This window comes from Methanothrix sp. (assembly GCF_024518575.1).
GTDB lineage: Archaea > Halobacteriota > Methanosarcinia > Methanotrichales > Methanotrichaceae > Methanothrix_B.
This window is the reverse complement of the sequence record NZ_JANIHG010000018.1, coordinates 1-25,407: the sequence shown is the minus strand read 5'-3', so window position 1 is coordinate 25,407 and position 25,407 is coordinate 1. Positions and strand designations below refer to the sequence as shown.

The window sequence follows — 25,407 nt, the reverse complement described above, 5'->3', positions numbered from 1 at the left end:
AATTCAATAACCCCTGCGTATCATGTAATCAGCGAGCTCCAGAAGCAGCCTTTTCGCAGGAGAATCATCCAGAACATCGAGTGCACGTTTTCCCCTTTCAACGAACTCCTCTGCCCTTCTCCTCGCATAATCTATCGATCCGCATCTCCTCAGAGCTGAGATCGCCTCCTTAAGCTGATCCTGGCTGGCCTGGCCCTTCCCGAATACATCGAGCCTCACTCCCTTCGTGAGCGCATCTATTATTATCATCGTCTTCTTTCCCTCGAGGATGTCCCCTCCGAGCCTCTTGCCCAGGACGTCCTCTGGCACTGTCAGATCGAGTATGTCGTCGTGTATCTGAAATCCCATGCCTGTCAGCCTGCCGAACTCCTCGAGGCCTCCTGCCACCTCAGGCGGGGCTCCGCCCAGGGTCGCGCCGATCCATGCAGATGCGCCGTACAGCACTCCAGTCTTCTTCTCGATCATCTCGAGGTACTCCTTCTCCGTCACGCTCTCAGCGTGCTCGAACTCCAGGTCCTGCCACTGCCCCTCGCATATCGAGGTGCATGTCCTCGCGAGCATATCCATGGCAGCGAGCACCCTCTCAGGCGGGGCATCCACCTTTGAGAGCATCTCGAACGCCTTCGAGTAGAGCGTATCGCCTGCTAGTATCGCCCCGGATGTACCCCATATCACATGTACCGCGGGTTTGCCGCGCCTCAGAGAGGCGTTATCCATTATGTCATCGTGTATCAGCGTGAAGTTATGGACCAGCTCTATCGCAACAGCAGCCGGAACCAGGCGCGCAGCGTCGCAGCCCACAGACTCTCCAGCTATGAGGAGCAGCGATGGTCTGAGCCGTTTTCCGCCAGCTCCCAGCAGGTGCCTGGCAGCATCGTACAACCCTTCCGGTCTGGAGACAGGCAGGAGCTCGTCTATAGCTCTCGATATCAGATCAGCGCGCTTTCTTAGCTCAGCCTCCAGATCTCCTCCCTCCAAGTTTTTCATTATCTCCGACCCCTTTAAATCTCACCCGAGTAGCAGCTCCTGCCCGTTCCTCACGAGATGTATCGAGTATCCCAGCTTGTAGCCTGTATCCTCTGCAAGCATGAGGTACTGGCCGTGGCTGTTGAGGTTGCCGTGGCTGGGTATCACATGCTCAGGGTTTATCATGCGCAGGAGCTCCCAGTGGTCCTCTCTGCATGCATGCCCTGAGACATGCACATTATCGTATATCCTGGCACCCTTCATCTTCAGCTTCGTCTCAACTGTGTGGCGATTTGACATGTTGAGGGGCTGTGGTATTATACCGGCACTGAATATTACCCTGTCTCCCGATTCCACCCTGAACTCGGTCTCCCCGTTTGCGATCCTGCTCAGTATCGCCCCTGGCTCGCCCTGATGGCCTGTCATTATAGGCAGGTACTTGTCCTTGCCCTCGACCATAATCCTCTTGAGCGCTTTATCGACAGCCTTCCGCCTGCCGCATACGGCCAGCCCGTTCCCGCGTTCTGCGTACCCTGTTCTCACAGCAGTTCCCCAGTACTTCTCCATGCTCCTGCCCAGAAGGATGGGCTTGCGGCCCATTTTGCGGGCTGCCTCTATTATGGCCTTTATCCTGGCGATATGTGATGAGAATGTGGTCACAAGTATCCCTGAGTCCGTCTCCTCTGTTCCCATGAGGACATCCCAGACGAGGTCCTTGGCGATCTGCTCCGATGGTGTCTTCCCAGAGACCCCCGCGTTTGTCGTCTCCGTTATCAGCGCCAGAACACCCTCTCTGCCAAGCTGTCTGAGCCTAGGGAAATCCGGAGGCTCGCCGAGGGTCGGGCTCCTGTCGATCTTGAAGTCGTTTGCGTAAAGTATTGCTCCGTGTTTTGTATGTAGCGCGGCGAAGACACAGTCCACTATGCTGTGCTGGACCCTGATGAACTCCAGCTCTATATCCGGGGTCACCTGGTGCCTCTCTCCTGCCTTCAGGCTTATGACCTCGTTGTTGACCCTGAATATCCTCTCCGACTTTATCTCCTGGTTCACCAGGTCAGCTGTGAACGGCGTGGCTATGATGGGCGCCCGGTATTTGTGCGCAAGCTTCGATACCGCGCCTATGTGGTCCAGGTGTCCATGAGTGCAAACGATCGCCTTGACCTTTGATGCGACCCCATTAAGAACGCTGTCATCAGGTATTGCGCCCATCGCTATGAGATCTGAGGAATGAAGAGACTCCACATCTGTGTCCTCGTGTATCTGGACCCTGTCCAGGCGGATCCCCATATCCATTATTATTATGTCGTTGTCGACTCTGATGGCAGTCATGTTTCTTCCGATCTCGTCGTATCCGCCGACTGCCATTATTCCTATGCTGCTCATCCTAACACTCTCTTTTACCTTTTTGAAGAAAAAATCTTTGTATCGATGCCCCGCTGCTCCAGGATCTCCCGGGTTCTTCCGATTATTATCACAGGGACCCTGCTCAGCTCCTGGATGTTCCTTGATCCGGTGAGGAACATCGATATCCTTAGCTCTCTCACGAATCTTTGAAGGAGGCGGATGACATCAGCGCTCCCCTTAGTGGCTGGAGCGAGCAGGGGAAGCGCTGAGCCGGCCATGAACGCGCCCAGTGCGATGCTCCTTGCCGCATCAATGCCGCTTCTCACGCCTCCTGATGATATCACCTGAGCTCCAGCGCGTGTGCACTCTATCACCGAGACAGGAGTTGGTATTCCCCATTCTGCGAATAACACGCCTATCTCCCTCGACTCTGCATCACCGCGCAGCTCCGCCCTGTAAGACTCTACCATCGACCAGGAGGTCCCTCCGGCGCCGGCGACATCTATGATCTGGATACCGGAATCGACGAGCATCCTCGCGTCCTCGAAGGGTATCCCGCAACCGGTCTCCTTGACTATTATCGGCAGCCTGAATCTCGCCTCTCTTATGGAATCGAGAACGCCTCCTGCATGCCTCTCACCCTCCGGCTGGACCGACTCCTGGAGGAAGTTCAGATGAACAGCGACTGCATCTGCATCCACCATCTCCGCCACCCTGTCCAGGACCTCAGGCCCGTATCTGCGCAGCTGGACCGCCCCTATGTTCCCCACAACAGGCACATCGGGAGCAAGCTCTCTGACGATCGAGAATGTGTCCTCAAGATCAGAATGCTCAAGCGCAGCGCGCTGCGACCCCACCCCGATCGCGATGCCGGTCTCCTGGGCCGCGATGGCGAGGTTCGCGTTGATCTCCCTGGCATCCGGATGGCCACCGGTCATGGCGCTTATCATCAGCGGCGCGGAGAGCCTCCTGTTGAGAAATGTGCATTCTGTATTCACATCAGACTCATCGATCTCAGGCAGGGCTCTGTGCAGCAGGATCAGATCATCGAATGGTCTGTATTTTGAGGTCACCTGCTCTTTCAGACAGATCTCTATGTGCTCAAGCTTCCTGCGGACCGTCTCCATGCTCTCTACCTGTGATCAGTGTGCCGAGAATTTCTCCTGACAGAGCCCGTCTGACATTTCCGGCCACGCCGGCGTTGAAGATCCTTGAGTCTATACCGATCTCTGCGAGCTCCACGAGCTCTCTGAGCTTCCCGCGCATGCCCCCAGTCACATCAATTCCTTTAGCAGGCAGAAGATGAGATTCAATGGAATGGATGCTCTCAGGCGTTACGCAGCTGAGAACCCTGCCGTCGATCATGACGCCATCCACATCAGTGCCCATCGCGACCATCCCAGCTCCCAGAGTTCTCGCCAGATAGGAGACGAGCTGGTCTCCGGAGACTATGCCAGCACCCCTGGAGACATCCATCGCCACATCGCCATGGAGAACAGGGACCACGCTGCGCCTGAGCATCTCCCTGATCACTTCTGTGCTCATGAGATGGATCCTGCCATCCCTGAGGACCACAGAGCTCAGGGGATGCACCGGCAGGGCATCGACTCCGGCATCATGCAGCGCCTCGACCACGGTTCTGTTTAGATCTGAGACCGAGAGGTGTGTTCTCAGTAAACCCTCGACGCTGAAACTCTCAGGGAGCCCGAACTGTCTGGCGTGGATGTGGCCGAAGGATCCCGCGCCATGCACGACCACCAGATCCTCACTCCCAGCTATCTCATGAGCGATCCGGGAGATCTGGTCCAGCCTGGCGGTGGCCAGCCTGCTCTTATCGGTTATTATGCTCCCGCCCAGCTTAAGTATCTTCAGCATAATTATTCTACAGTTACACCGTCGCATCCGGTCCTGACCACAAACGCCCTGCCCCTGGCCTGGGATATCGCGGTGATCGTTTTCTGTGAGGTCCCCTCCCTGGGGAGAGCTATCATGCAGCCGCCGCCACCGGCGCCTGTCAGCTTCGCTCCCAGCGCAGATCCAGCGCCCCGCGCAGCGTAGACGAGCTCGCTCAGCTCCCTCGTCCCGACCCCGATCGCCTCGAGCAGGCCGTGGTTTATGTTCATGAGCGTCCCGAGCTCCTCGAGCTCCATGTTCTTTATGCACGGCACCGCTTTTCTGGATATAACGCCTATGGCCTTGAATATCGGGTCCACAATCTCCGGATACCTCGACTTCAGCTCCTGGACCCGCGCGACCTCAGCTCTCGTATCATGTGGAACTGATGTGCATCCCACGACGAGGTCCAGCGGAGGCAGATCAACCTGTGCAATGCCATCTGAGAGCAGCACGTAGCCGCCATATGCAGCAAGCGCTGTGTCCATCGGGCTTCCAAGCCCCCTCTGAACCATCTTCTCGATCCTGTGGGCCTCTGCCGCGATCCTCCTGACATCCATATCGATGCCCATGTGGCGGCTCAGAGCGGCCAGCGTCGCGACGACTATGGCAGCAGAGGATCCCAGACCTGATGCCACAGGTATGTCAGAGGAGACCGAGATCCTCACATCCCTCACGCCAAGCGCTCTCACAACAGCAGATACGTACCTGGCAGCAGCGACAGACTCCTCTGAGCTGCCGAGAGATACGACTCTCCCGTCAGAATCGATCGAGAAGCCGGAGAGCCTCAAGCCCAGTCCCTGTATATCGATCTCTGTCTTTCCAGGGAGATCCTCCACAGAGACCCTGGCGCGCAGATCTATCGCAGTGCCAAGCGCGGGAGCGCCTGATACAACAGCATGCTCCCCGAAGAGTATGACCTTCCCCGGGGCTGATGCCGCTGTCATACTCCTCCTAGGTGAATATCACAGCCCCATAGCCCACGACCTGGCCGCGTTCTCCGGAGACATCTCCACTGGTCGCATAGCGCAGAAGCTTACCCATGCTTGCGCCCAGTCGTCTCGAGGCTGTTATTGTCGCTGCCATGGGCCCGTAGCCGCAGACACCGTGACCATAATACCTGGAATCGAGCATCTCGATCTTCGAATACAGATCATCGATATCCATTCTGATTACAGACTCCAGTATAGATGTATCAAGCTGTCTGGCGGTCTCATGTCTGAGATAATGCGTGAGATCGCTGGATGCGATCACGCTGCAGCTACGTCCGAGCCTCAGGATCGCATCCGCCACAGCCTCTCCAACCTCGATGGCTGTCTCCTGATCCTGCATGCCCATGCAGATCGGGAGTATCTTGAAGTTTGAGAAGCACCTCTGGAGAAACGGCAGCTGAACCTCTATCGAGTGCTCCTCCATGTGAGCGAGCTCATCGGGCGCCACTATTGTCCCCTCAAGTGCATCTGCGAGCTCAAGATCCACTGGGACCGAGCCCAGCGGGGTTCTCCAGGTCTCCCTGCTCACCGCCACAGGAAGCCCGAGGCCGGTGTGGTTCGGGCCTATCAGAACATACGTCTCGCGCTCTGGAAGCCTCGCGTACACCTCGGCTGCAACAGACCCTGAGTAGATGTAGCCAGCGTGTGGCACCACTGCGCCGATAACCTGCATCGTCTCCCGCTTCAGCCCGCGAAATGCAGAGCTGAGCTCCGCGAGCAGCGTCTCGGCCCTCGCAGGATAGAACATACCGGCCGCAGCTGGTGGTCTCATATCTAGAACTCCATCTCGAAGTCAGATACAGTGTACTTGAACCTCTCCTCCTCGCCACGCTCGCGCAGGACCTGTCTCGCAAGAAGCCAGTAGATCAACGTCAGTGCCTTCCTGCCCTTGTTGTTTGTGGGTATCACAAGATCCACGTTGGAGGTCATGTTGTTTGTGTCGCAGAGCGCCACCACAGGTATGCCGATATCAACTGCCTCCTTGACAGCCTGACCATCGCCTGCCGGATCTGTGACCAAAAGCACATCAGGCTCTAGGTATCCCGCGAACGATGGATTGGTCAGGGTGTTCGGTATGAACCTCCCGACGTTCGCCATGGCACCAACCGCCTTCGCGAACATTGTGGCAGGCCTCTGGCCGTACTGCCTGGCAGAGACAACAAGTATCTTCGAGGGCTCGTAGTTCGCCAGAAACTTTCCTGCAAGCCGTATCCTCTTGTCTGTCGCCTGAACATCAAGAACGTAAAGACCGTCTGTTCTGACCCTGTAGATGTACTTCATCATGTCGCTGGTCTTCTGCTGCGTTCCGATGTGAACACCAGCAGCAAGATACTCGTCTATGGGGATCAGGGTCTCATAATCGCCCTCGACGGTTATCACCTCTTCTTCAACCAATCAATTCACCTACCTTTTGCGATCACGTTTCACGGTTATTGGTATAACACCCAATCTCATCTCTTCAAGAGCTATTTCGAGAGGGTCTATGGATTCCGTCCTTATTAACACTGGGGCCCCCATGAAAATCTGCAGAGCACGTGCTCCCACTATCCTGGCTCGCTCAAATCGAGTATATTTCTCGCCCTTCAAATAGCCACCTCAAAAGGAAGAGTATGATGGGGTTGCTGAGATTCGAACTCAGGTCACAGCGTCCCGAACGCTGTAGGATGGACCAGGCTACCCTACAACCCCTTCCTCTCTCTACTGGTACCTGCGGAGCATATCCACGACCTCGACATGGGAGAGAAGCATCCGCCTGCAGCAGTACCTCTCTATCCCAAGGTCGTCCATCACCTTTCCAGGTGGTTCGGATTTGATCCGCTCCCTGTACTCTTCCCACACGCTGGAGATGACCTTCCCACAGGAGAAGCATCTTACCGGGATCAAGGCACCTCACCTGTAGGACTTCTGGTACTTCGCTCTGGCGCCGAGTCCGCCAAACTTCTTCTTCTCCTTCTGTCTGTGATCGCTTACAAGAAGGTTTCTGTCGTACTCAGCGTATGCCTCCTTCAGAGCGGCATCACCAGTCCACTCGAGTATGCCCCTGGCCAGGGCTGTCCTGACGGCATCCGCCTGACCCATGACGCCGCCGCCTCTAACTGAGACGTCCACATCGACGCTCGAAAACGCCTCTGTCGCCATGACTACCGGCTCCATCATCTTCATCCGGGCCAGAGCAGGCTCGACGATCTCGAGCGGCACATTGTTTATGCGAATTCTGCCCTTGCCCTCTTTGAATGTCGCCCTGGCGATCGCAGTCTTCTTCTTTCCTGAGGAGTTGACCACCTTCATGAAGATCCTCCCTAGAACTTCGCGCCAAGCATCCTGCTCAGCTCGCCAAGCTCAATGTAGCTTGTTGTTCGCTTCACCTTGGCTCCATCCGGCTGCTCAAAGGCCATGCCGCTCAGGTCTGGAGGTACGCCCACGTAGACCCTGAGGCGAGCCATCGCCTCTCTGCCCCTGCTTGTCTTGTGGGGAAGCATTCCCCGCACAGTCCTTTTCAGGATGCGATCAGGGCGCTTCGGGAAGTACGGCCCCTTCTCACGGGTGCCCCTCTCCAGCATCTCGCGATACTCGCGGAGGACCGACTCCTTACTTCCGGAGATTATGGCCTTCTCAGCGTTCACTATCCTTATCTCCTCCCCCTGGAGAAGACACTTCGCAGTTATGCTGGCCAGACGGCCCATAACCAGACCGGTCGCATCGAAGATCATCGCACTCACCTCAGAATCTTTATGCCAGTCCCCTTGGGATGGAGCCTTACGAGCTCCTCTATCTTCATGCATCTTCCACCCGCGGAAATTATCTTCGACGCCGCCTGCTCGCTGAAACCAAGCGCTGCAACTGTTACCCTGTGATCTATCTCTCCGGCCCCAAGAACCTTGCCAGCGACCAGCACCGTGTCATCATCTCCAGTATGCCTGTTGATCTTGCTCAGATTGACCGCGGCATAGTTTCGCCTCGGCTTCTCTAGCCTCTCAGCAACATCACGCCAGATAGCGGCCTTGCTCTCACGTGAGGCAGCCTTGAGGTCGCTGATGAGACGGACCAGTCTCGGATTAGTCTTCTTGATAATCTTCATCCAAATCCTCCGCAAAGCCTCGCTAGAGACCGACTCACGCGCACAGCGCGTTCGAACATCAGTTCATGCGCCAAGGGCCACCCGGCCCTCATGCGGATATCACTCTCGAACAATCCGCCAGTATATAAGGGTTTTCACGTCTCCGATATTTGGTCTCGAAAGTCCTGAGCTGGAGTCTCAGAACAAAAACAGACCGCACGAGGTGCACCGCTCTGAATATTTGAGATATGCCCGAATCCAGTTGCGGTTCGAACCTGCTGCCGGGAATCAGAATGTACTGGCATAATCGCATGAAAACCACGATGTCACATGCGTCTGATCTCGACGTGAATACAAGACCTGAGATCTATCCGGGTGAATCGGTCTGCTTCCCCCTGATCTCCACAGGACAGAGCTCCTCTCCGCGCGCTTTCTTGCAGATCTTGCATATCCTATCTATGAGGTCAACAGCATCTCCGTTTATGAGATCCTCTGCAAGCACGGATATCTCCTCCCTGATATCGTCCCTGAACACGATGTTGTAGCCTCTCTTTCCGGAGACATACTGGGAGACTGCTGCAGGTGTGACATCCATCAGCCGTGAAACCTCTCTCTGAGAGACACCTCGCCTCACAAGCTCCTGTGCTATCGTGGCCCTTATTCCAGGGAGAACCTCCCACACAACCTCCTCGCATGGCGATCTCATACCATCAGAACCTTTATCATAACGATATCTCCATTGTGAGACCTCTGGCAGATAAACATTCTCCAGATGAGTGAGGCATCTTTTATGAGCTGCAGATCGCCATCGCTGGTCCCGAAGCCTCTCATAAGAAGCGCGGAGGCAGATAAACGGCTTGAGCTCTTCATGGTGACCTCTGTGGCGACCATTTTATGCATAAGGTTCGTTCTGCATGCCACCGGCTACCCGCAGCTCGCAATCCGCGGCCTCCACATAGCACACGTGCTCCTCGGCGGAGCCCTGATGGTTCTCTCAATTGTTATACTTCTGGCATTCATAGACAGATACTCCTCGGATCTCGCAGCCGTTGTAGGCGGGATCGGTTTCGGCGCGTTCATTGATGAGCTCGGGAAGTTCGTGACTATGGACAACAACTACTTCTTCCAGCCAACTGTGGCGCTGATCTACATAACCTTCGTGCTCCTGTACATCTTCTCACAGATGATAAATGGCGAGCAGCTGACGCATGAGGAGTGCCTCTTAAATGCCCTCGAGCTTGTCAAGGATGCTGTAATCAAGGATCTCGATATCCAGGAGAGGAAGAGGGCGCTTGAGCTGCTCGACGGGTGTGATCCGTCCGATCCTCTCGTCAAGGTGTTCAAAGATATGCTGGCAGGGATGGAGTGCATCCAGACACCAGATCCTGGAATTTATACAAGATGCAGGGAGGGGGCGAGGAGGGTATACCACTGGCTTGTCAGCAGAAGGTGGTTCGTTAATGCGGTAATCGCGTTCTTCATCATACAGTCTGTGGTGACGCTGTTTGAGGCCGCGCTGCTGGTTATGATCAAGCTGGCAGACTCGTTTCTGCAGCTCAGGCTGATCTCCATCAGCATGGCCAGCTGGCTTGAGCTCCTCGCTGCCACCGTATCCTCCATTCTGGTGCTCTCCGGGGTGCTCATGATCAGACGCAATCGCCTGGCAGCATACTACCGGTTCAAGAACGCCATGCTGGTCCAGATACTTCTGGTACAGACCTTCGCGTTCTACAGGGACCAGCTTTCAGCGCTCACCGCTCTCGCCATCAATATTGTGATACTTCTGACACTCAGGTACATGATCGCCCAGGAATCGTCTGCTGATAGTGCAGATGTGCTCAGATCGCTCAGCTAAAGCGGCCCGTCTCTCCAGCTCCACCTCTCGATCTTATAAGCGACCGCCTCTGCTCTTGCGATGCCCCTTCTGACCGTGAGCTCTATCCCGTATCGTCTTCTTAGATCTTCTCGCGCAAGATCCAGGATATCTCCAAGGCATGATCTCACGTCAGGGATTCCGGCCATCTCAGCTGCGCCTCTGAACATCTCGATCAGCTTCTCCTCACCCAGAACAACCTGCACCACAACGCTCCGGCTCCGCTCATCCTCCTCGACGAAGATCTCCTCCCCCTCGAAATGGAAGACCTCGCCGGGCTGCATTCTCGCCACCCTCGCGCGGAGCGCAGCGCGCACAAGCAACGGAAAGACAGGGTGATCTGAAAGCGCCCTCGCGCACTCCAGGCGCGGGTCAGCTGTCACTCAGGCACCTCCTCTTCACTCCTTCGATGCCCCTGCCCCCTGCAGCCATCTGCATAACTTATTATGATGCCATCTCACTCTTTCCTGAACGCTGCTCTTATCTCGGATCTGATGAGATCCAAGCCTCCGACCCTCATGCTCCATCTCACTGTATTGACAGATGTGCTCGAAAGCTGCCTGAAGATATTAATAACCTCATCCTCTGTGAAGTAATGCGTGATCGTCCCATCCCCACGGATGAATGTCCTCTCCTCGATCTCATCGCCTCCGGCTCTGAGGTCATCAAATGCGAATCCTCTGAAGAAGACCAGCCCATCCCTACGTGTGACCCGTATGATCTCTCCCGCCATCACGGATCTCTCAGGCCCGACCAGATGCCCCAAGACATGGAAGGCGAAGACAGCATCGAATGTCTCATCCCTGAATGGGAGCAGCCTGCCGTCGGCTGCGACAAGCTCCACATCCCATGTGAGATCTTTTGAGCATGGATCTCTGCCATCACTTCTTTGAGCTGATGTAACCTCCACGATGGATCTTGTGAGCATGATCGCCCTCGGGGATATATCGACGGCCACGATGCTCCATCCCCTGCCGACCATCCCCCGAATGGTCTTCCCGCTTCCGCAGCCGAGCTCGAGGACCCTTGAGCCGCGGGGAAGCTCGGGGATCTCACGCGTGATGCCTCCCCACGATCTCCCCCGCCGGCGGTAAAACAGATCCCAGCTATCGCGCAGATTCTGCGTGTTGTGTTCAGCAGGCCGCTCTGATCCGCAGCTATTCTCTCTGCATGCTCCAGGCAACCGGCGGGTAGAATCAGATGCATCTGAAGGCATTGCTGTAGCTGAGAGACCTGGATTTACAGCAACTCCTCGCATCATCTCATGCAGTGGGCTGGCCAAGCTTTTTGTCCTCTGCATTTTTAATATAACAGCATGGATCTTCTCGATAAGTTTATCGGTTCCCTTCTCGGATCCGCGGTCGGAGATGCTCTGGGGATGCCGCTCGAGGGTTTCTCAGCTCTGGAGATACAGCGATCATTTGGAAGAGTTGTCGATATGCTTCCTGCGCCTGAGCATCACTTCCATCACGGGCTCCAGGCAGGCCAGTACACGGATGATACTGAGGAGACCCTGATCCTGGCGGAGTCACTCATCAAGGCACATGGCTTCTCAGGTGATGTTTTTGCCGAGAATCTGATGAGATGGGGGTCCACATGGATATTGAACGAGAGGCTGAACAGAGGTGTTGGGATCACAACAAGATCTGCAATAGAGAACATGCTCTCCGGAAAGCCCTGGCAGGAGGCCGGTGTCAGTATAGACACATGCGGAGCTGCGATGAGGGCTGCGCCGATCGGTCTTGTCTACCACTGGGATCTGAGCATGGTATCGAGGTACTCTGAGCTACAGAGCATCGTCACACACAGAAGCCGCGCAGCCAGGGCGGGTGCTGTTGCGGTCGCTGTTGGTGTTGCGCTCTCTCTCCTCGATCTCCCACGCATGAGCATCCTCGAGGTATCAGCAGAGACCGCCTCGAGGATCTCCCCCGAGCTCGGAAGAAAGCTGGAGGAGGTGAAGGCGATTCTACAGGCTGACAGAGATCCATCGGATGCGCTGGATATGCTTGGCACATCTCCGTCTGTGCACAATGCTGTGCCTTCTGCGTTCTACTGCTTTGTGCGCCTTGAGCCGGAGGAAGCTATTGTGGAGGCGGTCAATGCTGGAGGCGATACGGACTCTGTGGCATCGATCACAGGGGCGCTTGCAGGCGCAAGATACGGGAGTTCATGGATACCTGAGCGATGGCTCTCGCATCTCGAGAACAGAGACAGGATCGAGGAGCTGGGAAGAGATCTCGGCCAGCTCAGCCTCAGGCTCTCCGGCAGGGTCTAGCGCCGCAGATTTATATCAGCAGAGAGGTCCTCACGCAGCATGATAGACATAGGAATAGTCGGCGGTTCTGGCTATACAGGCGGTGAGCTGCTCCGCCTTCTCTCTGCACATCCCTCTGCAAATGTCGTCTGCGTCACATCCAGAAAGCTTGCTGGAAAGCCGGTGGTCTCAGTCCACCAACATCTCAGAGGCATGCTCGATCTCAGGTTCGAGGCTCCGTCGCCTGCTGAGATATCACAGAGGTGTGATGTCGTGTTCACAGCAGTACCTCACGGAACTGCAATGGACTGGGTTCCGGAGCTTCTGGACAACGGGGCTAAAGTGATAGACCTGAGCGCCGACTACAGGCTGCCCGTCGATGTATTCGAGAAGACATACGGGATAAAGCACAGAGCTCCGAGGGAAGCGGTCTTCGGCCTGCCGGAGCTGCACCCTGAGGTTGCAGGCGCATCTCTTGTCGGGAACCCGGGGTGTTATCCCACAGGTGCAACGCTGGCGGTCGCGCCTCTCGCGAAGGCCGGGATGATAGACCGAGTCGTCTTCGATTCCAAGTCGGGTATATCCGGCGCAGGCGCTGAGCCGACGGAGACCAGTCACTACCCAAACGTGGCGGAGAACATAAGGTGCTACAGGGTGACGAACCACAGACACGTGCCTGAGATAAAACAGGAGCTCTCCCGGCTGCAGAACGACATCAGGATCAGCTTCACACCGCATGTGATACCGGCAGTTCGCGGAATTCTCACAACAGCACATGTGTTTGTGAAGGATTCGTTCACAGATAAGATACAGGACAGAGAGTTCGTCTCAAAGCTCTACACAGATTTCTACAGTAAAGCCAGGTTTGTGCGGCTTGTGGATGGTGTGCCGATGCTGGGCAACGTCCGCTGCTCGAACTTCTGTGATATCGGTTTTGAGATCGAAAAGAAGAGCGACCGCATAGTTGTTATATCCGCCATAGATAACCTTGTCAAGGGAGCCTCCGGCCAGGCGATTCAGAACATGAACCTGATGATGGGTCTGGATGAGACGACAGGTCTCTGGTTCCCCGGCGGTGCACCGTGATTGTGGCCAGGGCTGATGCTTCCGGACTGAGATGATCTGAGGAATAAATGCTACAAAAACCTCACAGATTTGAGCAACGCCCTGGCTCGAGGAGGGACTATGCTCGTTAAGGAGATCATGAACAGAAACCCTGTCACCTGCCAGGCGAGCGATCCGATAGCAGAGGCGGCTCGCCTGCTCAGGGAGAACAGGATAAGCGGCATGCCCGTGCTCGATGGGGATGAGCTTGTGGGTGTGGTATCCGAATCAGATCTTCTGAGGCTTCTCTCGACAGAGGACGATCGTGGTGGGCTCTGGCTCCCGAGCCCCTTCGAGATATTTGAGGTCCCTGTGAGAGATGTGATACGCTGGGAGCGCATGAAGCGCTCGCTGGATGAGATAACAAAGATGCGCGTCTCGGATGTCATGAGCAGGAAGCCCATAACAGTGAGCCCGGATGCATCGATAGAGGAGGCTGCCGCGATGATGACAAAGCACAAAATAAACAGGCTGCCTGTCGTAGAGGGCTCCAGGCTTGTGGGGATAGTGACCCGCGGCGACATCATAAGCGGGCTGGGCTCAGCGGAGGTCTCATGAGACAGATAGATGGCGGTATATGCGCAGTGCCGGGCGTGAGGGCCTGCGGTGTGAAGCGCGGGAGGTACGGCGTCGCGATGATCGCATGCTCCGGATATGCGGCTGGTGTCTTCACGAGAAACAGGGTGAGGGCTGCGCCAATAGAGGTGACCATCGACCATCTCAGAAGATCCGGAGGAAGAATTGAGGGGATAATCGCGAACAGCGGATCTGCAAATGCATATACCGGGATGCGCGGCATGATGGATGCGGAGAGGATGGCAGGCATAATGGCTGAGATGCTCGGGTGCAGCCGTGAGATGATCGGCGTCGCATCGACCGGTGTAATAGGCCGCTACCTGGATCTCGATCTGATCTCCGCGCTCGCAAAAGAGGCTGCTCCAGCGCTCCGCTCAGGCCCCGACGCGAGCAGAGAGGCGGCTCAGGCGATAATGACGACTGATACAAGAGTCAAAGAGGTCGCTGTCGAGCATGAGGGGATTCGTGTCGGGGGAATATGCAAGGGGGCGGGCATGATAGAGCCTGATATGGCGACGATGCTGGCTTTTATCTACACAGACGCCGATCTCGGGCCGGAGCTCTACAGATTCTTAAAAGATGCTGTGGATGTGAGCTTCAACATGCTGACAGTCGATGGAGACACAAGCACAAATGACACAGTGCTCCTGACAAGCACCCGGGCGGTGGAATGCGACCCTGAATCCTTCAGAGAGGCGCTGGAGTACGTGTGTGTGAGCCTGGCCAAGATGATCGCCAGGGACGGAGAGGGCGCGACAAAGGCGATGGAGGTGGAGGTCACCGGAGCAGCATCCAGCGAGGATGCTCGGCGGGCCGCAAAGAGCATAGCGAGAAGCAATCTCGTGAAGGCAGCACTGTACGGCGAGGATCCGAACTGGGGGAGGATCGTGTGTGCTGCCGGTCGATCCGGGGCTGAGTTCGATCCCTCGAGGATCTCTCTGAGCATGAACTCCAGCAGGGGCTCCGTGGTGCTTGTGGATCATGGGAGTATAATCGATGGTGTGCTGGAAGAGGCGAAAAAGGTCATGTCCAGCGATGAGATCTTCATCCACATAGACCTCGGCGCGGGATCAGCGAGCGCACGCAGCTTCGGATGCGATCTGACCCACGAATATGTGAACATCAACGCGAAGTACACAACATAGGAGCGGGCGGAAGTTGGTCCTCCAGGAGCGGATGGTTCGGAGCGAGAGGCTCCCCAGATTTCAGGCCGGGGGTGAACAGCAGAGCCCTCCTTTATACCTGGCATAATTCGCTCAAAACGCTGGCTATCATGCAAGCCCATCTGGCCTGAAGGGCCAAAGCTTGCAGCTATGGGAATATTGCCCGGAGAAGAATTCTGACAATAGTGAGATCGCCTGCCAGAAGGGGCAGCACTCTTAGAAGCAAACGGCTCGGCCTGTCTATATCGCCATGGAGCTCGATCGCCCTTATGATATCAGGCCTTTCAGCTATCCTACTGATCATCCTATCGATATCCCCATCGCTCATGTGTCTCAGGATATCATTAACCCTCATGCCTATCAAGATCTCTTTGCCAATAGCAGATCTCCACTCAGCCTCATACGCCTCTAGCGGCTTGGCATTCAGCGCATGCTCAGCTGCAACCCTGCCGGCGATCCGGCCGCATAGAAGCCCTGGATACACACCACCTCCAGATGTCGGCTTCACCTGGCCCGCAGCATCTCCAACAGCCAGAACCCCCTCTCCAAAAGTCCTCTCAGGCGGTCCCAGGGGAAGACCTCCGACCACAAGGGATACCGGAGAGCCGCATATCCTGCTTTTTATCCGATCGGATTCCAGAAACCTTCTGAGGTAAACGCATGCGCTCTCACTGGCGCAGAGGCCTATCCTCGCGAAGTCCTGGGATATTGGAATTACCCATGCGAAGAGGCCGGGTGCAAGATCTCTTCCGAGGTGCACCTCCACAGACTCGATATCATCAACATCGAACGGCACCTCAACCTGTGCGCCGGACAGGATACGTCTCGGGGGCGGAATCCCACAGCATCTGGCTATCGATGCCCTCACGCCCTCAGCAGATATGACAGCACGTGCTGCGATCTCTTTATCATACAAACGCAAAAGCATTAGTCCCCGAGATCTCTCGACAGCTCTCACATGCGCGCCGGTTAGGATCTCTGCCCCGTGATCTGCAGCTGCCACTGCCATTCTCCTATCGAAAAGTCTCCTGTCGATAGCCCATGCCCGGACTCTCGGCGACCTGAAGGAGAGGCTGTGGCCGTTCGGAGATACAAAGACCGCACCCCTGAAAGGATTTATCAGAAAACCCTCTGCCGGTATCTCGGCTGCCTCAAGCGCGCTGATGCCGAGAAGACCTGCACACTGCACAGGGTACCCTATGGCTCTGTGCTCCTCCAGAACGATCGTCCTGGCTCCGCAGATCGAGGCATGCTTCGCTGCCATCAGCCCTGCAGGGCCAGCGCCTATCACAGCAACATCGTAGCGATCCATCGATCGTAGCTAAGATTATCTCCCATAACATCTTTTTGAGTGGCGGTGTTGAGCTTGGAGTTACTCTGGCTTTCTGAAGATGACGTGAGATCTCTTCTCACCATGGAGGAGGCCATACCGGCAGTCGAGTCTGCATTCGCAGAGCACGGCCTCGGGAACGTTCAGATGCCTCCGAAGTCGTATCTCTACTACGATCATGGCGATCTGAGAACGATGCCTGCCTACATAAAAAAGCTCGGAGCGACTGGCGTCAAGATCGTCAACTCCCATCCGACGAATCCGCAGAGGGGGATGCCATCGGTCATGGCCATAGTGGTGCTTAACTCTGTAGAGACCGGGGCACCGCTGGCCGTGATGGGAGGGACGTATCTCACAGCAGTGCGCACAGGCGCTGCCGGAGGGATCGCAGCGAAATATCTCGCCCGCCCGGATTCGAGCGTCGTCGGGATCGTGGGTGCCGGGGCGCAGGCGAGGACTCAGATCATGGCTCTCGCGAAGCTCTTCGGTCTGGAGCTTGTGAAGGTTCTTGATAAAAGCCCGGAGCGCGCGGGCGCATTCGTTTCAGATGTGAGAGGGCATCTGAACTGCGATTGTGTTATCGTCTCCGATGTGAAGGAGGCGTGCGATTGCGATATACTTGTCACCGCCACGCCATCGAGAAGCCCCGTCGTTCTATCGGACTGGATTAAATCTGGGACGCACATCAACGCGATCGGCGCTGACGCTCCAGGAAAACAGGAGCTTGAGCCGTCGCTGCTCAGGCGCGCGAAGGTTGTTGTTGATGACATCTCACAGGCCATTCATTCCGGCGAGGTGAACGTCCCGATATCCAGGGGCGAGTACAGGAGAGAGGATATACACGCTCAGCTCGGCGAGATCGTCGCGGGAATGCTCCCAGGAAGAGAGAGCGAGAAGGAGATAACGATCTTCGACTCGACCGGCCTGGCGATCCAGGATATCGCTGTTGGCAGCCTGGTTTACACCAAAGCCAGAGCTCTCGGCATGGGCACAGTGCTTGAGTTTCTTTGAGCTGTGAGATAATGAGCGTAAAGGAGTACTCGATGGTCGCGTGTGGCGTCTTCAGAAAGGAGATCGAGCGCATCTCCGAGGATCTCGGATTCTCCTTCGATCCGGTCTACCTCGATCCTGGTTTGCATGTCGATTTCGATGAGCTCGCGCTCAGGCTCAGAGAGGCGCTGGAGTCGCGTAAAAACGACAGGATCATCGTGGTATACGGCGCCTGCCATCCGAGGATGAACGATCTCCTCAGAGGGTTCAAAGCCGAGCTGATAGACTGCCAGAACTGCATAGACGCGTTTATAACAAGGCGTGAGGTTGAGAGGATCGCATCAGAGGGGCTCTACTTCTACCTGACGCCCGGCTGGATCGAGTGCTGGCGTGAGATATTCAGGCGCCTCGGATGGGGCATGGAGGAGGCCCGCCTCGAGATGGGTTGCTTCAAAGGCGCGATATTCATAGATACTCTCGGAAATGCAGATGAGTATGAACAGGATCTCCTGGAGTTCATGGACTTCACACTGCTACAGTACAGAATAATCCCTGGAAAGCTTGATCACTTCAGATCGCTCATATCTGATGCGGCGAAGAGGCTGGAGGTTCTTTATGGATGAAATTGAGGAGATAAGGCGCAAGAAGCTCGAGGAGCTCAAGAGGGAGCTGGCCGCGAAGGAGCAGAGGGCTGAGGAGCTGAGAATAGAGTATCCGGACAGGCCGGTTTTGGTGACCGACAGCAGCATCGATGCTGGCATAAGGCAGTACCCGCTCTTTGTGGTCGACTGCTGGGCAGAATGGTGCGGGCCATGCAGGATGATCGCGCCTGTTATTGACGAGATGGCGCGCGAGCTTAAGGGTCGCGTGGTCTTCGGGAAGCTTAATGTCGATCAGAATCCGATGACATCGAGAAGGTACGGGATCACCGCGATACCCACGCTCCTGGTCTTCAGGAACGGGAAGCTTGTCGATAGGCTTGTGGGAGCGTATCCAAAACAGGTCCTGATGAGCAGGATTAAGAAGTATCTGGATTAGCTCCCATCGAGTTCTCGAAAGAGGAGGGCCTGAAAAGAATTCATCGAGATGATACCCTTCATCTCAATTCATTGTCGCATAGCACTGAGCTGAAGGTTCCTGGTCATTACTCCTTCCTTACGGAGTCCCAGCTACCCCTGCATCCCGGATTCCCATGAATGCCTCAGCAGAGGAGGTTACCGCAACACATGTGGGGATCGGGCAGGTGTGAGCCGCAAGCTCTAAAATTCAAGAATGTTAAGCCAAAGCAGCATCTCATATTCTTGCATATGATATTAGAAAAAGAAGACGTCTCAAAATTCAGACCCTCCTCCAAATTATGAAAATTGCTGCTATTTGAAGAACCATACATTAAGCTTCCCATGACGTGTTGCGATCATTCTGAACCCTATCGCAATCATGCGTCAGCTCATCACTCCCATGAACACATCGAGCATCAGGGCTGCGAAGAGCAGAGCTCTGTAGTTTGCGCCCTGGTAGAAGAGCTTCTCACCTCTCGAGGGCGTGGGGTTCCTGACGAAATCAGCGCACTGGATGAGCATCCATACGCCTGAGAGGAGGGCTGCTGCATGATAGAGGGCTCCAAGGCCTGAGAATATGCCAAGCAGCAGCGATAGTATCACGCCTGCGGTCCAGAAGGCTGCGACAAGCTTTGATGTAAACGGTATCCCATACGTTGCAGGGGTCGTCGGTATTCCCTTTGCCCGATCCCCGGGGACATCCCTGGAGGCATCGCAGTTAGTGAACCCCCAGTCTGTTATGCAGATCATGAGGCCCAGAATGACGGCTGCAGGATGAAAGCCCGGACCTGGCATGAGGTATCCTGCAGGCGATATGGCGAGCCAGACGCCCACAGGAACCATGCCATACGCCAGTCCGACGAACACCCAGCTCAACGGCGTTCTCCGCTTCGCCCATCCAGAGTAAGCGGTTATGATCGCGGTGGCGGCTAAGAGCATCACCAGGCTCTCAGGGTTGAGGTATGCCGCTGCAGCAGCCGCGAGCATAAAAAGGATTAGGGCGTAAATACCGGCGCCGCGTCTGCTGACCTTGGACGATGGGAGAGGCCTGCCCGGCATCGCCACCCTGTCGACATCGACATCAACGTAATCGTTGAAGACGTAGGCGCTTGTTGTAGCAAAGTACGCTCCGATCGTGGCTATCAGAAACGGCGCCGCTCCTGGAAGCGAGCCAGTGGTAGCGTACGCTGAGAGAAGAGCGGCTGCAGCAGGAAGCGCGAGGTCCATGGGTGCCAGCGGGGGACGGAGCAGCTCCAGGTATGCTCTCAAATCCATACGATCACTCCAGAATGCCCTCAAAGAGGCTCAGATGATCCTGTGGCTTTGTCAGAAACTCCAGGCTGCTGGGTTCCCTCAGAGCCGAGTAAATCTCCCTGCTGTGGCTGAATCCGAATCTGCTCAGTACCGCATCGTCTGGGGAATCCACCCACCTGAGGGGCGCTGGATCCCTGTACCTCGGGTTCCTCACAAACCCATCCTTTGTGCAGTAGTACGCGCCGCCGCGCAGGTCTCTGTACGGGCCGTAGATGGACGAGAAGCTCCTGCACACGAAGTTCGCCATCTTCAGGCGCCTGTTCGAGCGGTTGATTGTGACATGACCGTATCCTGGAGGTATAACGACCTTGTCGCCCTCAGATGCTGGGATGCATACAACAGAGCTCGCATCCTCATTCTGGAGAAGGTAAAGCGCCTCTCCCTCCAGGACCTCATAGACCTCGGGGTATGTCACATCCGTGCCAGGGACCTTCGGATGGTAGTGGCCAGCTGTCTTCACATACTCCCTACCGAGCATTCTGGGAGGTATGATGGTTATGTCGTACCGCAGATCATGCTCGATGAGGCTGCTCCGATCCGCTCTGCTCAGATAAAGATCCCTGTACATGTAGTAGAGATCGATATCCTCAGCGGATGATGCCCATTCTGTATCGCAGAGAAGGTCGCGCATATCGCTCAATCGCCTGATATCAGGCTCCCACCGCCTGCCTCCAATCTCGAGAGTCAGCAATCCAACACCCCATTAACCGCTCCAGGGAGCAGGTGACTCAGGTCTTCGGCCAACCTGCCCTTGTATCCCTGCCTATCCGGGAGAGCAAGAATAAATTCTTTAGGGTGACCCAAGTACGGGACTTCACGGTTCATGTGCCCAACTCGCGGGCTCGAGCCACGAGCTGACCGGTGGCGGTGTCAAAAATCAGAGAGATCACCGGGGAGCAGGCCATACATGATGCGCCTGTTACGATAACTATTTCAGTGAACCGGTCGTATTTTACACAGGAGATGTGGATATGTGGACTATTGCCATCCTGATTTTGATGCTCGTCACGGGTGCAACAGCTCATCAGCCCTTCTTTGAGGATGTGGATATCAAAGCTGATGACCCATGGGCTGTGGAGGACCCGACGATCTCGACTGCGATTTATGCATCTCTCGATGTTCCTGACGATGTGGATTACTATTCATTCAACGCCACCAGAGGCCAGATGATACTGCTGAGCATCGTCATACCACAGATCGACGGGCATGAGAATTTCGCGCCCCGAATGGCGCTTATGGGCCGCGGGCTCCCTCCCGCCAGGCCTCCGGAAAGGGTATTCAAACCGGAAGGATATGGCACCATCTTGCTGGATCCGCCAAAAAACGCTACCACCTTCTTCGAGCCATTCACCCGCACATCATACTGGACCCGCCAGAAGGAGCTCGTGCGGATTCCGGCTGATGGCCGGTACCTTGTGGCAGTCTGGGATGATTCGGGGAGGACGGGAAGATATGTCTTCGTCATAGGCGATCGCGAGGTTCCGGGCGGAGATCTCGCATTCCCGCTGAAGATTCGGGGATACTGGAGGCCGCTGTCAGAGGCCGGGCAGAACGCTTCCCAGAATGCGAGCGCCCCTGTTCCACAGCCAGGCCCTGGAGCTGCTGCCGCATCGATCTGCATTCTCCTCGCGTTTCTTCTGAGAAGAGAGAGGTGATATCTGCTCCTCTGCGATGACCCACACCTTCGCATATTTGCATTTGCTGCATCAGGAGAGAAAGTTTTATCTCCGATTACAGACTCGATCTCCTCGCGCGCCGGGATAGGGTAGTGGTCATCCTGCGGGACTGTGGATCCCTCGAGCCGGGTTCGAATCCCGGTCCCGGCCTAAAAATATCTTCTCGCATTATCGCTTAAACGATCCTGCGTGACTGCTAGATCGAGGGGCAGATCTACGCTACGTTCATCGGCCAGCATCCGCATCACCACATCGGAAAAACGGTTCTCTCCTCCTCACAGCCTCCAGGATCAGCCTCTCGATCTCATCAGGGTCTGTAGATCCTATCTCCAGGAGGTTGTCGTTTCTCAGGAGACATGGCTTCAGTTTTCCATCAGATGTCACCCTGAGACGGTTGCAGTGCGCGCAGAACTCTGTGTTGTCGATGGGCCTGACGATCTCAACAACCGCGCCATTCAGAAAGTACTTCCTGCGCCTGTGCAGCTCTCTTGTCAGAACCCCATCTGCCTGTGCCTCAAGCAACCTCTCCACGCTCTCCAGATCTCCCTTCGGGCCCTCTCCGAGAAGCTCGATGAGCTGGAGCGTCACGCCGCTCTTCCTGGAGAACTCGATCATCTCAGGAATCTCGCGCTCGTTCTCCTTCAGAACGACCATGTTGAGCTTTACAGGTCTCAATCCGGAGAGCATGGCCGCCTCGATTCCGTCAAGAACCCTCTCCAGATCCCCCTCCCGGGCGCCTGTGATGCTCCTGTACCTCTCAGGATCCAGCGAGTCCAGGCTTATGTTCGCCCTCGAAAGTCCGGCTGCAGCAAGCCGTTCAGCTCTCTCTTTTAGATACACGCCATTGGTGGTTATCGAGATCTCGACCCCGGGCGCAACCTCCTTGAAACCGGCTATCATCTCCTCGAGATCCCTGCGCATGAGCGGCTCTCCGCCAGTGATCTTCACGCTCCTCATGCCAAGCCGCGATGCGGCGTTCACCACATTCACCGCCATCTCCCTGGAGATCTCTCGCCCCCCAGCCACCTCTCCCTCATGATGGCAGTAGATGCATCTGAGATTGCATCTGGATGTAACAGAGATGCGCAGACCTGTGACCTTACGTCCGTACGGATCGATCAGGACCATTGTGCTGAAGAGTCGGCTGATACTATTTAGCGGATTTGCTGTGCCTGATTTTTATAGAAAGCACATGATAGTGCATTTGAGACGCATTCAGTCCATGCGATGCGCAGGGAGACTGCATCACTCCGGCGCGCAGACCAAGAGCGCATTAACAGTTTCACGTCTGATCCCTGGCGTATCAGTTCCTCAGAGCCGCCCGAGGGAGCGCTTTAGGTAGCTGAGCAGCGCCATCGAGAGCATCATAGAGAGCGCTAGAGCTGATATCGCGTCCTCCCATCTGATATCGCTCATCTCCATGAGGTACACAACGCCGCCAGAGAGGGTCGTCAGGAGCGCGGTCGATAGAACAGAGACGAGCAGCGATGCAGCCACAGAACCCACCTGATACCGCTCAAATAGCGCGACGAACAGGACGAAGCTTATCGCCGTTATCACGAGTATGACAGAGTACGGAAGCGTCGGGCCGTACATGAATACCTGGATCAGACCGAATGCGAGAAGGACCATGGTGATTCCGAGCATTGTGGAGGCCAGGAACGCCCTCAGGACATAGCTGTCGCGCGATATCATCTACAATTTGTTTGCTTTTATTGAATATAAGGATTCTCTTTTTCTCCGTCTCCAGATCGTCACGCATTTTGAATCCGAACTGTCGGGTCAGGCAGTTGCATCGTTCCCTTTATGGATGATGGTCATGGCCGGCGCTCCATCAGGACCTGAGCGATCGTATTATCTACCATTAACCAGCAAAATATCTTTGGTGTCTTCCCTTGTATGACGTCATTGTTGTGGGTGCCGGTCCGGCTGGTCTGACTGCCGGTATGTACTGCGCCAGGGGTGGCATGAAGACTTTGATACTGGGCAACGTATACACCTCCCAGCAATCCATGGGCGGACTTTACGAGAACTACCCTGGATTTCCTGATGGCATTCAGGGCATAGAGCTATCGGAGCGGATGCTCTCCCAGGCGCAGAAGTATGGTGCCGAGTACAGACAGGAGATGGTCGAGAAGATAGTCCATCTTGATGACACGTTCAGGATCAAGACCGAGAGCTGGGAGTACGTCTGCAGAGCCATGATCCTGGCGACAGGTGCGAGCCACAGGAAGATCGGTGTGCCTGGAGAGGAGAAATACGTCACAAGAGGCCTCTCATACTGTGTTTACTGTGATGGAGCCCTGTTCAGGGACAGAACAACTGCAGTAGTCGGCTACGGGAACGGCGCAGCCCGGGCGTTGCTGTACCTCTCGAACATCTGCAGCAAGGTCCACCTCCTCTGCCCGAGGGAGAGGCTTGTTGCAGAAGCTGTGTACCTCGATAGGCTGAAGGGCCTCACGAACATAACACAGACATTCGGCGTCGAGGTCACTGGAATAGTCGGAGATGAGTTCGTCAGCGGCATCGAGTTCGTGGTCGGAGGGACACCGAGATCTCTTAAGGTGGATGGCATATTCGTGGAGATGGGGGTCACTCCAAACACAAAGCTCGCAAGGGATCTCGGGCTTGAGCTTACTGAAGGAGGATTCGTAAAGGTCAACCGTCTCACACAGGAGACATCAATGCCTGGGGTCTTCGCGGCAGGAGATGTCACAGGCGGAAGGATGCAGGTCACAACCGCTGTCGGAGCTGGTGCGTCGGCAGCTATAAGCGCAATGCAGTATCTCAGGTAGCTATGAAGAACTCAAGATCTCCGGTTGCGGTCTGGCGCGGCAGGGATCTTCTCGATGGAAGAGTCGTTGAATCAATCACAGTGATCCTCAGAACCAGGGGATGCAGGTGGAACAGGTGCTTGATGTGCGGATACGCACAGGAGGGGGTCGATGCGAGCGCCGAGGATCTCATCGTGCAGCTCAGGTCGATACTTGAGAGAGCTGAGGGCGCGGAGCTCGTAAAGATCTACACCAGCGGAAGCTTTCTGGATACTTTTGAGGTCCCTGAGGCAGCACGCCTGGAGATACTCAGATCGCTCAGAGATATGAATGTGAGGAGGCTCGTCATAGAGTCCAGGCCTGAGTACATCGACCATCTTGGTCTAGAGCAGATCCTGAGCTTTCTTGATGTGGAGATAGGCATTGGCCTGGAGAGCTCAAGCGATCTTGTCAGGGAGCATCTCATAAACAAGGGTTTCACCTTCTCAGACTTCGTGAGAGCCTCTGATCTCATACACTCTCTCGGAGGGCGCGTGAAGACCTACCTCCTCCTCAAGCCGCCCGGGCTCTCTGAGATGGATGCGATCGTTGACGCCATTCGGTCTGCGCGAGACGCAGAGCCCCACTCAGACATCATCTCGCTGAACCTCTGCAACGTCCAGAGAAACACACCGCTTGAGAGGATGTGGCAGCGCGGCAGTTACAGGCCCCCCTGGCTCTGGTCAGCGGTGGAGGTGCTACGCGAGTCCTCGCTGAGAGTTCCGCTGATATGCGACCCTGTGGGCGCGGGAGCGAAGAGGGGCCCGCACAACTGCGGCACATGTGATGGATATGTTGCAGATGCGATAAGGTCGTTCTCACTGAGCCAGAGCCGGGCTGATCTCAATTTGGATTGCAGCTGCCGTTCCATCTGGATGAAGGTTCTGGAGCTCGAGGATTTATCGTTTGGAACACCACTGGTCTGAGCATGAGCAGCTGGACGTGCGGGAGATGATCTGGCTGAAACATCTTCTCATTCAGACCGCTCAGCGTGTCTGAATTC

Annotated in this window: 31 protein-coding genes and 2 tRNA genes; 12 read left to right on the top strand and 21 right to left on the bottom strand. The window is 55.7% G+C overall.

Features of this window, described 5'->3' with window-relative positions:
• Positions 1 to 3 precede the first annotated feature (3 nt).
• The 14 genes from NQU42_RS05210 to NQU42_RS05145 all read right to left on the bottom strand — a co-directional run bounded on the left by NQU42_RS05210 (position 4) and on the right by NQU42_RS05145 (position 8,959).
• Positions 4 to 987 (bottom strand): polyprenyl synthetase family protein, encoded by a 984-nt coding sequence (locus tag NQU42_RS05210; RefSeq protein ID WP_296609626.1) that lies wholly within the window; start codon positions 985 to 987, stop codon positions 4 to 6.
• A 21-nt stretch (positions 988 to 1,008) separates the two neighbouring features.
• Positions 1,009 to 2,349, bottom strand: coding sequence for an RNase J family beta-CASP ribonuclease (locus NQU42_RS05205; RefSeq protein WP_296609625.1), 1,341 nt, complete (start codon positions 2,347 to 2,349; stop codon positions 1,009 to 1,011).
• Positions 2,350 to 2,363: 14 nt separating this feature from the next.
• On the bottom strand, positions 2,364 to 3,437 hold the full coding sequence (gene fni, locus NQU42_RS05200) for a type 2 isopentenyl-diphosphate Delta-isomerase (protein WP_296609623.1): 1,074 nt from the start codon (positions 3,435 to 3,437) through the stop codon (positions 2,364 to 2,366).
• Positions 3,412 to 4,185, bottom strand: a complete 774-nt coding sequence (locus NQU42_RS05195; RefSeq protein ID WP_296609621.1) for an isopentenyl phosphate kinase — start codon at positions 4,183 to 4,185, stop codon at positions 3,412 to 3,414. Before NQU42_RS05195 ends, fni begins: the two co-directional genes overlap by 26 nt.
• A 2-nt stretch (positions 4,186 to 4,187) precedes the next feature.
• Entirely contained in the window at positions 4,188 to 5,150 is a 963-nt protein-coding gene (gene mvk, locus NQU42_RS05190; RefSeq protein ID WP_296609619.1) for a mevalonate kinase, read from the bottom strand.
• Positions 5,151 to 5,157: 7 nt separating this feature from the next.
• On the bottom strand, positions 5,158 to 5,967 hold the full coding sequence (locus NQU42_RS05185) for an MEMO1 family protein (protein ID WP_296609617.1): 810 nt from the start codon (positions 5,965 to 5,967) through the stop codon (positions 5,158 to 5,160).
• 2 nt (positions 5,968 to 5,969) lie between these two features.
• Positions 5,970 to 6,590, bottom strand: a complete 621-nt coding sequence (gene rpsB, locus NQU42_RS05180; protein WP_296609616.1) for a 30S ribosomal protein S2 — start codon at positions 6,588 to 6,590, stop codon at positions 5,970 to 5,972.
• 9 nt (positions 6,591 to 6,599) lie between these two features.
• Positions 6,600 to 6,782: a DNA-directed RNA polymerase subunit K gene (locus tag NQU42_RS05175; RefSeq protein ID WP_296609615.1), complete on the bottom strand. Its 183-nt coding sequence runs from the start codon at positions 6,780 to 6,782 to the stop codon at positions 6,600 to 6,602.
• Positions 6,783 to 6,809: 27 nt separating this feature from the next.
• Positions 6,810 to 6,884, bottom strand: a tRNA-Pro gene (locus NQU42_RS05170).
• A gap of 9 nt (positions 6,885 to 6,893) precedes the next feature.
• Positions 6,894 to 7,079, bottom strand: coding sequence for a DNA-directed RNA polymerase subunit N (locus NQU42_RS05165; RefSeq protein WP_296609613.1), 186 nt, complete (start codon positions 7,077 to 7,079; stop codon positions 6,894 to 6,896).
• A gap of 6 nt (positions 7,080 to 7,085) precedes the next feature.
• A complete protein-coding gene (locus tag NQU42_RS05160) occupies positions 7,086 to 7,484 on the bottom strand; it encodes a 30S ribosomal protein S9 (RefSeq protein WP_296609612.1) in 399 nt (132 codons plus the stop codon).
• An 11-nt stretch (positions 7,485 to 7,495) separates the two neighbouring features.
• A complete protein-coding gene (locus tag NQU42_RS05155) occupies positions 7,496 to 7,906 on the bottom strand; it encodes a 50S ribosomal protein L13 (protein ID WP_296609610.1) in 411 nt (136 codons plus the stop codon).
• Between the two features lie 5 nt (positions 7,907 to 7,911).
• Positions 7,912 to 8,274 carry a 50S ribosomal protein L18e gene (locus tag NQU42_RS05150; protein ID WP_296609608.1) on the bottom strand — a complete coding sequence of 121 codons (363 nt, stop codon included), beginning with the start codon at positions 8,272 to 8,274 and terminating at the stop codon, positions 7,912 to 7,914.
• 346 nt (positions 8,275 to 8,620) lie between these two features.
• On the bottom strand, positions 8,621 to 8,959 hold the full coding sequence (locus tag NQU42_RS05145; protein ID WP_296609606.1) for a helix-turn-helix domain-containing protein: 339 nt from the start codon (positions 8,957 to 8,959) through the stop codon (positions 8,621 to 8,623).
• Between the two features lie 84 nt (positions 8,960 to 9,043).
• Here NQU42_RS05145 and NQU42_RS05140 point away from each other — a divergent pair, with 84 nt between their 5' ends.
• Positions 9,044 to 10,108, top strand: coding sequence for a hypothetical protein (locus tag NQU42_RS05140; protein ID WP_296609604.1), 1,065 nt, complete (start codon positions 9,044 to 9,046; stop codon positions 10,106 to 10,108).
• Here the strand turns inward: NQU42_RS05140 and NQU42_RS05135 are convergent.
• Both NQU42_RS05135 and NQU42_RS05130 read right to left on the bottom strand, forming a co-directional pair.
• Positions 10,105 to 10,509 carry a hypothetical protein gene (locus NQU42_RS05135; RefSeq protein ID WP_296609603.1) on the bottom strand — a complete coding sequence of 135 codons (405 nt, stop codon included), beginning with the start codon at positions 10,507 to 10,509 and terminating at the stop codon, positions 10,105 to 10,107. The two genes, NQU42_RS05140 and NQU42_RS05135, sit on opposite strands and share 4 nt — an antisense overlap.
• Before the next feature lie 74 nt (positions 10,510 to 10,583).
• Positions 10,584 to 11,309, bottom strand: a complete 726-nt coding sequence (locus NQU42_RS05130) for a class I SAM-dependent methyltransferase (RefSeq protein WP_296609602.1) — start codon at positions 11,307 to 11,309, stop codon at positions 10,584 to 10,586.
• Positions 11,310 to 11,441: 132 nt separating this feature from the next.
• Between NQU42_RS05130 and NQU42_RS05125 the strand changes: the two genes are divergently transcribed.
• The 4 genes from NQU42_RS05125 to argJ all read left to right on the top strand — a co-directional run bounded on the left by NQU42_RS05125 (position 11,442) and on the right by argJ (position 15,205).
• On the top strand, positions 11,442 to 12,401 hold the full coding sequence (locus NQU42_RS05125) for an ADP-ribosylglycohydrolase family protein (protein WP_296609600.1): 960 nt from the start codon (positions 11,442 to 11,444) through the stop codon (positions 12,399 to 12,401).
• A 39-nt stretch (positions 12,402 to 12,440) separates the two neighbouring features.
• Positions 12,441 to 13,466, top strand: a complete 1,026-nt coding sequence (argC, locus tag NQU42_RS05120; RefSeq protein WP_296609599.1) for an N-acetyl-gamma-glutamyl-phosphate reductase — start codon at positions 12,441 to 12,443, stop codon at positions 13,464 to 13,466.
• Between the two features lie 99 nt (positions 13,467 to 13,565).
• A complete protein-coding gene (locus tag NQU42_RS05115; RefSeq protein ID WP_296609597.1) occupies positions 13,566 to 14,042 on the top strand; it encodes a CBS domain-containing protein in 477 nt (158 codons plus the stop codon).
• Complete coding sequence (argJ, locus tag NQU42_RS05110; protein WP_296609595.1) at positions 14,039 to 15,205, top strand: bifunctional ornithine acetyltransferase/N-acetylglutamate synthase; 1,167 nt, start codon at positions 14,039 to 14,041, stop codon at positions 15,203 to 15,205. Before NQU42_RS05115 ends, argJ begins: the two co-directional genes overlap by 4 nt.
• A 166-nt stretch (positions 15,206 to 15,371) precedes the next feature.
• Here argJ and NQU42_RS05105 read toward each other — a convergent pair whose 3' ends face one another.
• Complete coding sequence (locus NQU42_RS05105; protein ID WP_296609594.1) at positions 15,372 to 16,535, bottom strand: NAD(P)/FAD-dependent oxidoreductase; 1,164 nt, start codon at positions 16,533 to 16,535, stop codon at positions 15,372 to 15,374.
• Positions 16,536 to 16,589: 54 nt separating this feature from the next.
• Here NQU42_RS05105 and ala point away from each other — a divergent pair, with 54 nt between their 5' ends.
• Genes ala through trxA form a run of 3 tightly spaced genes read left to right on the top strand, consistent with a single transcriptional unit; the run spans position 16,590 to position 18,581 of the window.
• Positions 16,590 to 17,564, top strand: coding sequence for an alanine dehydrogenase (gene ala, locus NQU42_RS05100; protein ID WP_296609592.1), 975 nt, complete (start codon positions 16,590 to 16,592; stop codon positions 17,562 to 17,564).
• A gap of 11 nt (positions 17,565 to 17,575) precedes the next feature.
• Positions 17,576 to 18,166, top strand: coding sequence for a DUF1638 domain-containing protein (locus NQU42_RS05095; RefSeq protein WP_296609591.1), 591 nt, complete (start codon positions 17,576 to 17,578; stop codon positions 18,164 to 18,166).
• Positions 18,159 to 18,581 (top strand): thioredoxin, encoded by a 423-nt coding sequence (gene trxA / locus NQU42_RS05090; protein WP_296609589.1) that lies wholly within the window; start codon positions 18,159 to 18,161, stop codon positions 18,579 to 18,581. The genes NQU42_RS05095 and trxA overlap by 8 nt, the downstream gene beginning before the upstream one ends.
• A gap of 404 nt (positions 18,582 to 18,985) precedes the next feature.
• Here the strand turns inward: trxA and NQU42_RS05085 are convergent, their stop codons facing one another.
• Both NQU42_RS05085 and NQU42_RS05080 read right to left on the bottom strand, forming a co-directional pair.
• Positions 18,986 to 19,876, bottom strand: a complete 891-nt coding sequence (locus NQU42_RS05085; RefSeq protein ID WP_296609587.1) for a UbiA family prenyltransferase — start codon at positions 19,874 to 19,876, stop codon at positions 18,986 to 18,988.
• Positions 19,877 to 19,880: 4 nt separating this feature from the next.
• Positions 19,881 to 20,606, bottom strand: a complete 726-nt coding sequence (locus tag NQU42_RS05080) for a glucose-6-phosphate isomerase family protein (RefSeq protein WP_296609586.1) — start codon at positions 20,604 to 20,606, stop codon at positions 19,881 to 19,883.
• A 280-nt stretch (positions 20,607 to 20,886) separates the two neighbouring features.
• Between NQU42_RS05080 and NQU42_RS05075 the strand changes: the two genes are divergently transcribed.
• Complete coding sequence (locus tag NQU42_RS05075) at positions 20,887 to 21,570, top strand: hypothetical protein (RefSeq protein ID WP_296609585.1); 684 nt, start codon at positions 20,887 to 20,889, stop codon at positions 21,568 to 21,570.
• 99 nt (positions 21,571 to 21,669) lie between these two features.
• Positions 21,670 to 21,741 (top strand) — tRNA-His (locus NQU42_RS05070).
• Positions 21,742 to 21,816: 75 nt separating this feature from the next.
• On the opposite strand, the gene moaA is transcribed toward NQU42_RS05070, so the two are convergent.
• Together moaA and NQU42_RS05060 are read right to left on the bottom strand one after the other, a co-directional pair.
• Positions 21,817 to 22,719: a GTP 3',8-cyclase MoaA gene (gene moaA / locus NQU42_RS05065; RefSeq protein WP_296609584.1), complete on the bottom strand. Its 903-nt coding sequence runs from the start codon at positions 22,717 to 22,719 to the stop codon at positions 21,817 to 21,819.
• A 183-nt stretch (positions 22,720 to 22,902) separates the two neighbouring features.
• The gene (locus tag NQU42_RS05060; RefSeq protein ID WP_296609582.1) at positions 22,903 to 23,286 is read right to left on the bottom strand and encodes a hypothetical protein; all 384 of its coding nucleotides are present in this window, start codon (positions 23,284 to 23,286) and stop codon (positions 22,903 to 22,905) included.
• A 200-nt stretch (positions 23,287 to 23,486) separates the two neighbouring features.
• Between NQU42_RS05060 and NQU42_RS05055 the strand changes: the two genes are divergently transcribed.
• A complete protein-coding gene (locus NQU42_RS05055; RefSeq protein WP_296609581.1) occupies positions 23,487 to 24,386 on the top strand; it encodes an FAD-dependent oxidoreductase in 900 nt (299 codons plus the stop codon).
• A gap of 2 nt (positions 24,387 to 24,388) precedes the next feature.
• Entirely contained in the window at positions 24,389 to 25,330 is a 942-nt protein-coding gene (locus NQU42_RS05050; RefSeq protein ID WP_296609579.1) for an archaeosine biosynthesis radical SAM protein RaSEA, read from the top strand.
• Positions 25,331 to 25,407 lie beyond the last annotated feature (77 nt).

Bases quoted from the DNA above. Each gene is read 5' to 3' on its own strand.
- moaA (WP_296609584.1), bottom strand. From the start codon at position 22,719: ATGGTCCTGATCGATCCGTACGGACGTAAGGTCACAGGTCTGCGCATC.
- argJ (WP_296609595.1), top strand. From the start codon at position 14,039: ATGAGACAGATAGATGGCGGTATATGCGCAGTGCCGGGCGTGAGGGCC.
- NQU42_RS05150 (WP_296609608.1), bottom strand. From the start codon at position 8,274: ATGAAGATTATCAAGAAGACTAATCCGAGACTGGTCCGTCTCATCAGC.
- NQU42_RS05140 (WP_296609604.1), top strand. From the start codon at position 9,044: ATGAGCTGCAGATCGCCATCGCTGGTCCCGAAGCCTCTCATAAGAAGC.
- NQU42_RS05145 (WP_296609606.1), bottom strand. From the start codon at position 8,959: ATGAGATCGCCATGCGAGGAGGTTGTGTGGGAGGTTCTCCCTGGAATA.
- NQU42_RS05205 (WP_296609625.1), bottom strand. From the start codon at position 2,349: ATGAGCAGCATAGGAATAATGGCAGTCGGCGGATACGACGAGATCGGA.
- NQU42_RS05075 (WP_296609585.1), top strand. From the start codon at position 20,887: ATGTGGACTATTGCCATCCTGATTTTGATGCTCGTCACGGGTGCAACA.
- fni (WP_296609623.1), bottom strand. From the start codon at position 3,437: ATGGAGACGGTCCGCAGGAAGCTTGAGCACATAGAGATCTGTCTGAAA.
- NQU42_RS05195 (WP_296609621.1), bottom strand. From the start codon at position 4,185: ATGCTGAAGATACTTAAGCTGGGCGGGAGCATAATAACCGATAAGAGC.
- NQU42_RS05060 (WP_296609582.1), bottom strand. From the start codon at position 23,286: ATGATATCGCGCGACAGCTATGTCCTGAGGGCGTTCCTGGCCTCCACA.
- NQU42_RS05210 (WP_296609626.1), bottom strand. From the start codon at position 987: ATGAAAAACTTGGAGGGAGGAGATCTGGAGGCTGAGCTAAGAAAGCGC.
- NQU42_RS05105 (WP_296609594.1), bottom strand. From the start codon at position 16,535: ATGGATCGCTACGATGTTGCTGTGATAGGCGCTGGCCCTGCAGGGCTG.
- mvk (WP_296609619.1), bottom strand. From the start codon at position 5,150: ATGACAGCGGCATCAGCCCCGGGGAAGGTCATACTCTTCGGGGAGCAT.
- NQU42_RS05085 (WP_296609587.1), bottom strand. From the start codon at position 19,876: ATGGATTTGAGAGCATACCTGGAGCTGCTCCGTCCCCCGCTGGCACCC.
- NQU42_RS05185 (WP_296609617.1), bottom strand. From the start codon at position 5,967: ATGAGACCACCAGCTGCGGCCGGTATGTTCTATCCTGCGAGGGCCGAG.
- NQU42_RS05050 (WP_296609579.1), top strand. From the start codon at position 24,389: ATGAAGAACTCAAGATCTCCGGTTGCGGTCTGGCGCGGCAGGGATCTT.
- argC (WP_296609599.1), top strand. From the start codon at position 12,441: ATGATAGACATAGGAATAGTCGGCGGTTCTGGCTATACAGGCGGTGAG.
- trxA (WP_296609589.1), top strand. From the start codon at position 18,159: ATGGATGAAATTGAGGAGATAAGGCGCAAGAAGCTCGAGGAGCTCAAG.
- NQU42_RS05095 (WP_296609591.1), top strand. From the start codon at position 17,576: ATGAGCGTAAAGGAGTACTCGATGGTCGCGTGTGGCGTCTTCAGAAAG.
- NQU42_RS05115 (WP_296609597.1), top strand. From the start codon at position 13,566: ATGCTCGTTAAGGAGATCATGAACAGAAACCCTGTCACCTGCCAGGCG.
- NQU42_RS05155 (WP_296609610.1), bottom strand. From the start codon at position 7,906: ATGATCTTCGATGCGACCGGTCTGGTTATGGGCCGTCTGGCCAGCATA.
- NQU42_RS05125 (WP_296609600.1), top strand. From the start codon at position 11,442: ATGGATCTTCTCGATAAGTTTATCGGTTCCCTTCTCGGATCCGCGGTC.
- NQU42_RS05160 (WP_296609612.1), bottom strand. From the start codon at position 7,484: ATGAAGGTGGTCAACTCCTCAGGAAAGAAGAAGACTGCGATCGCCAGG.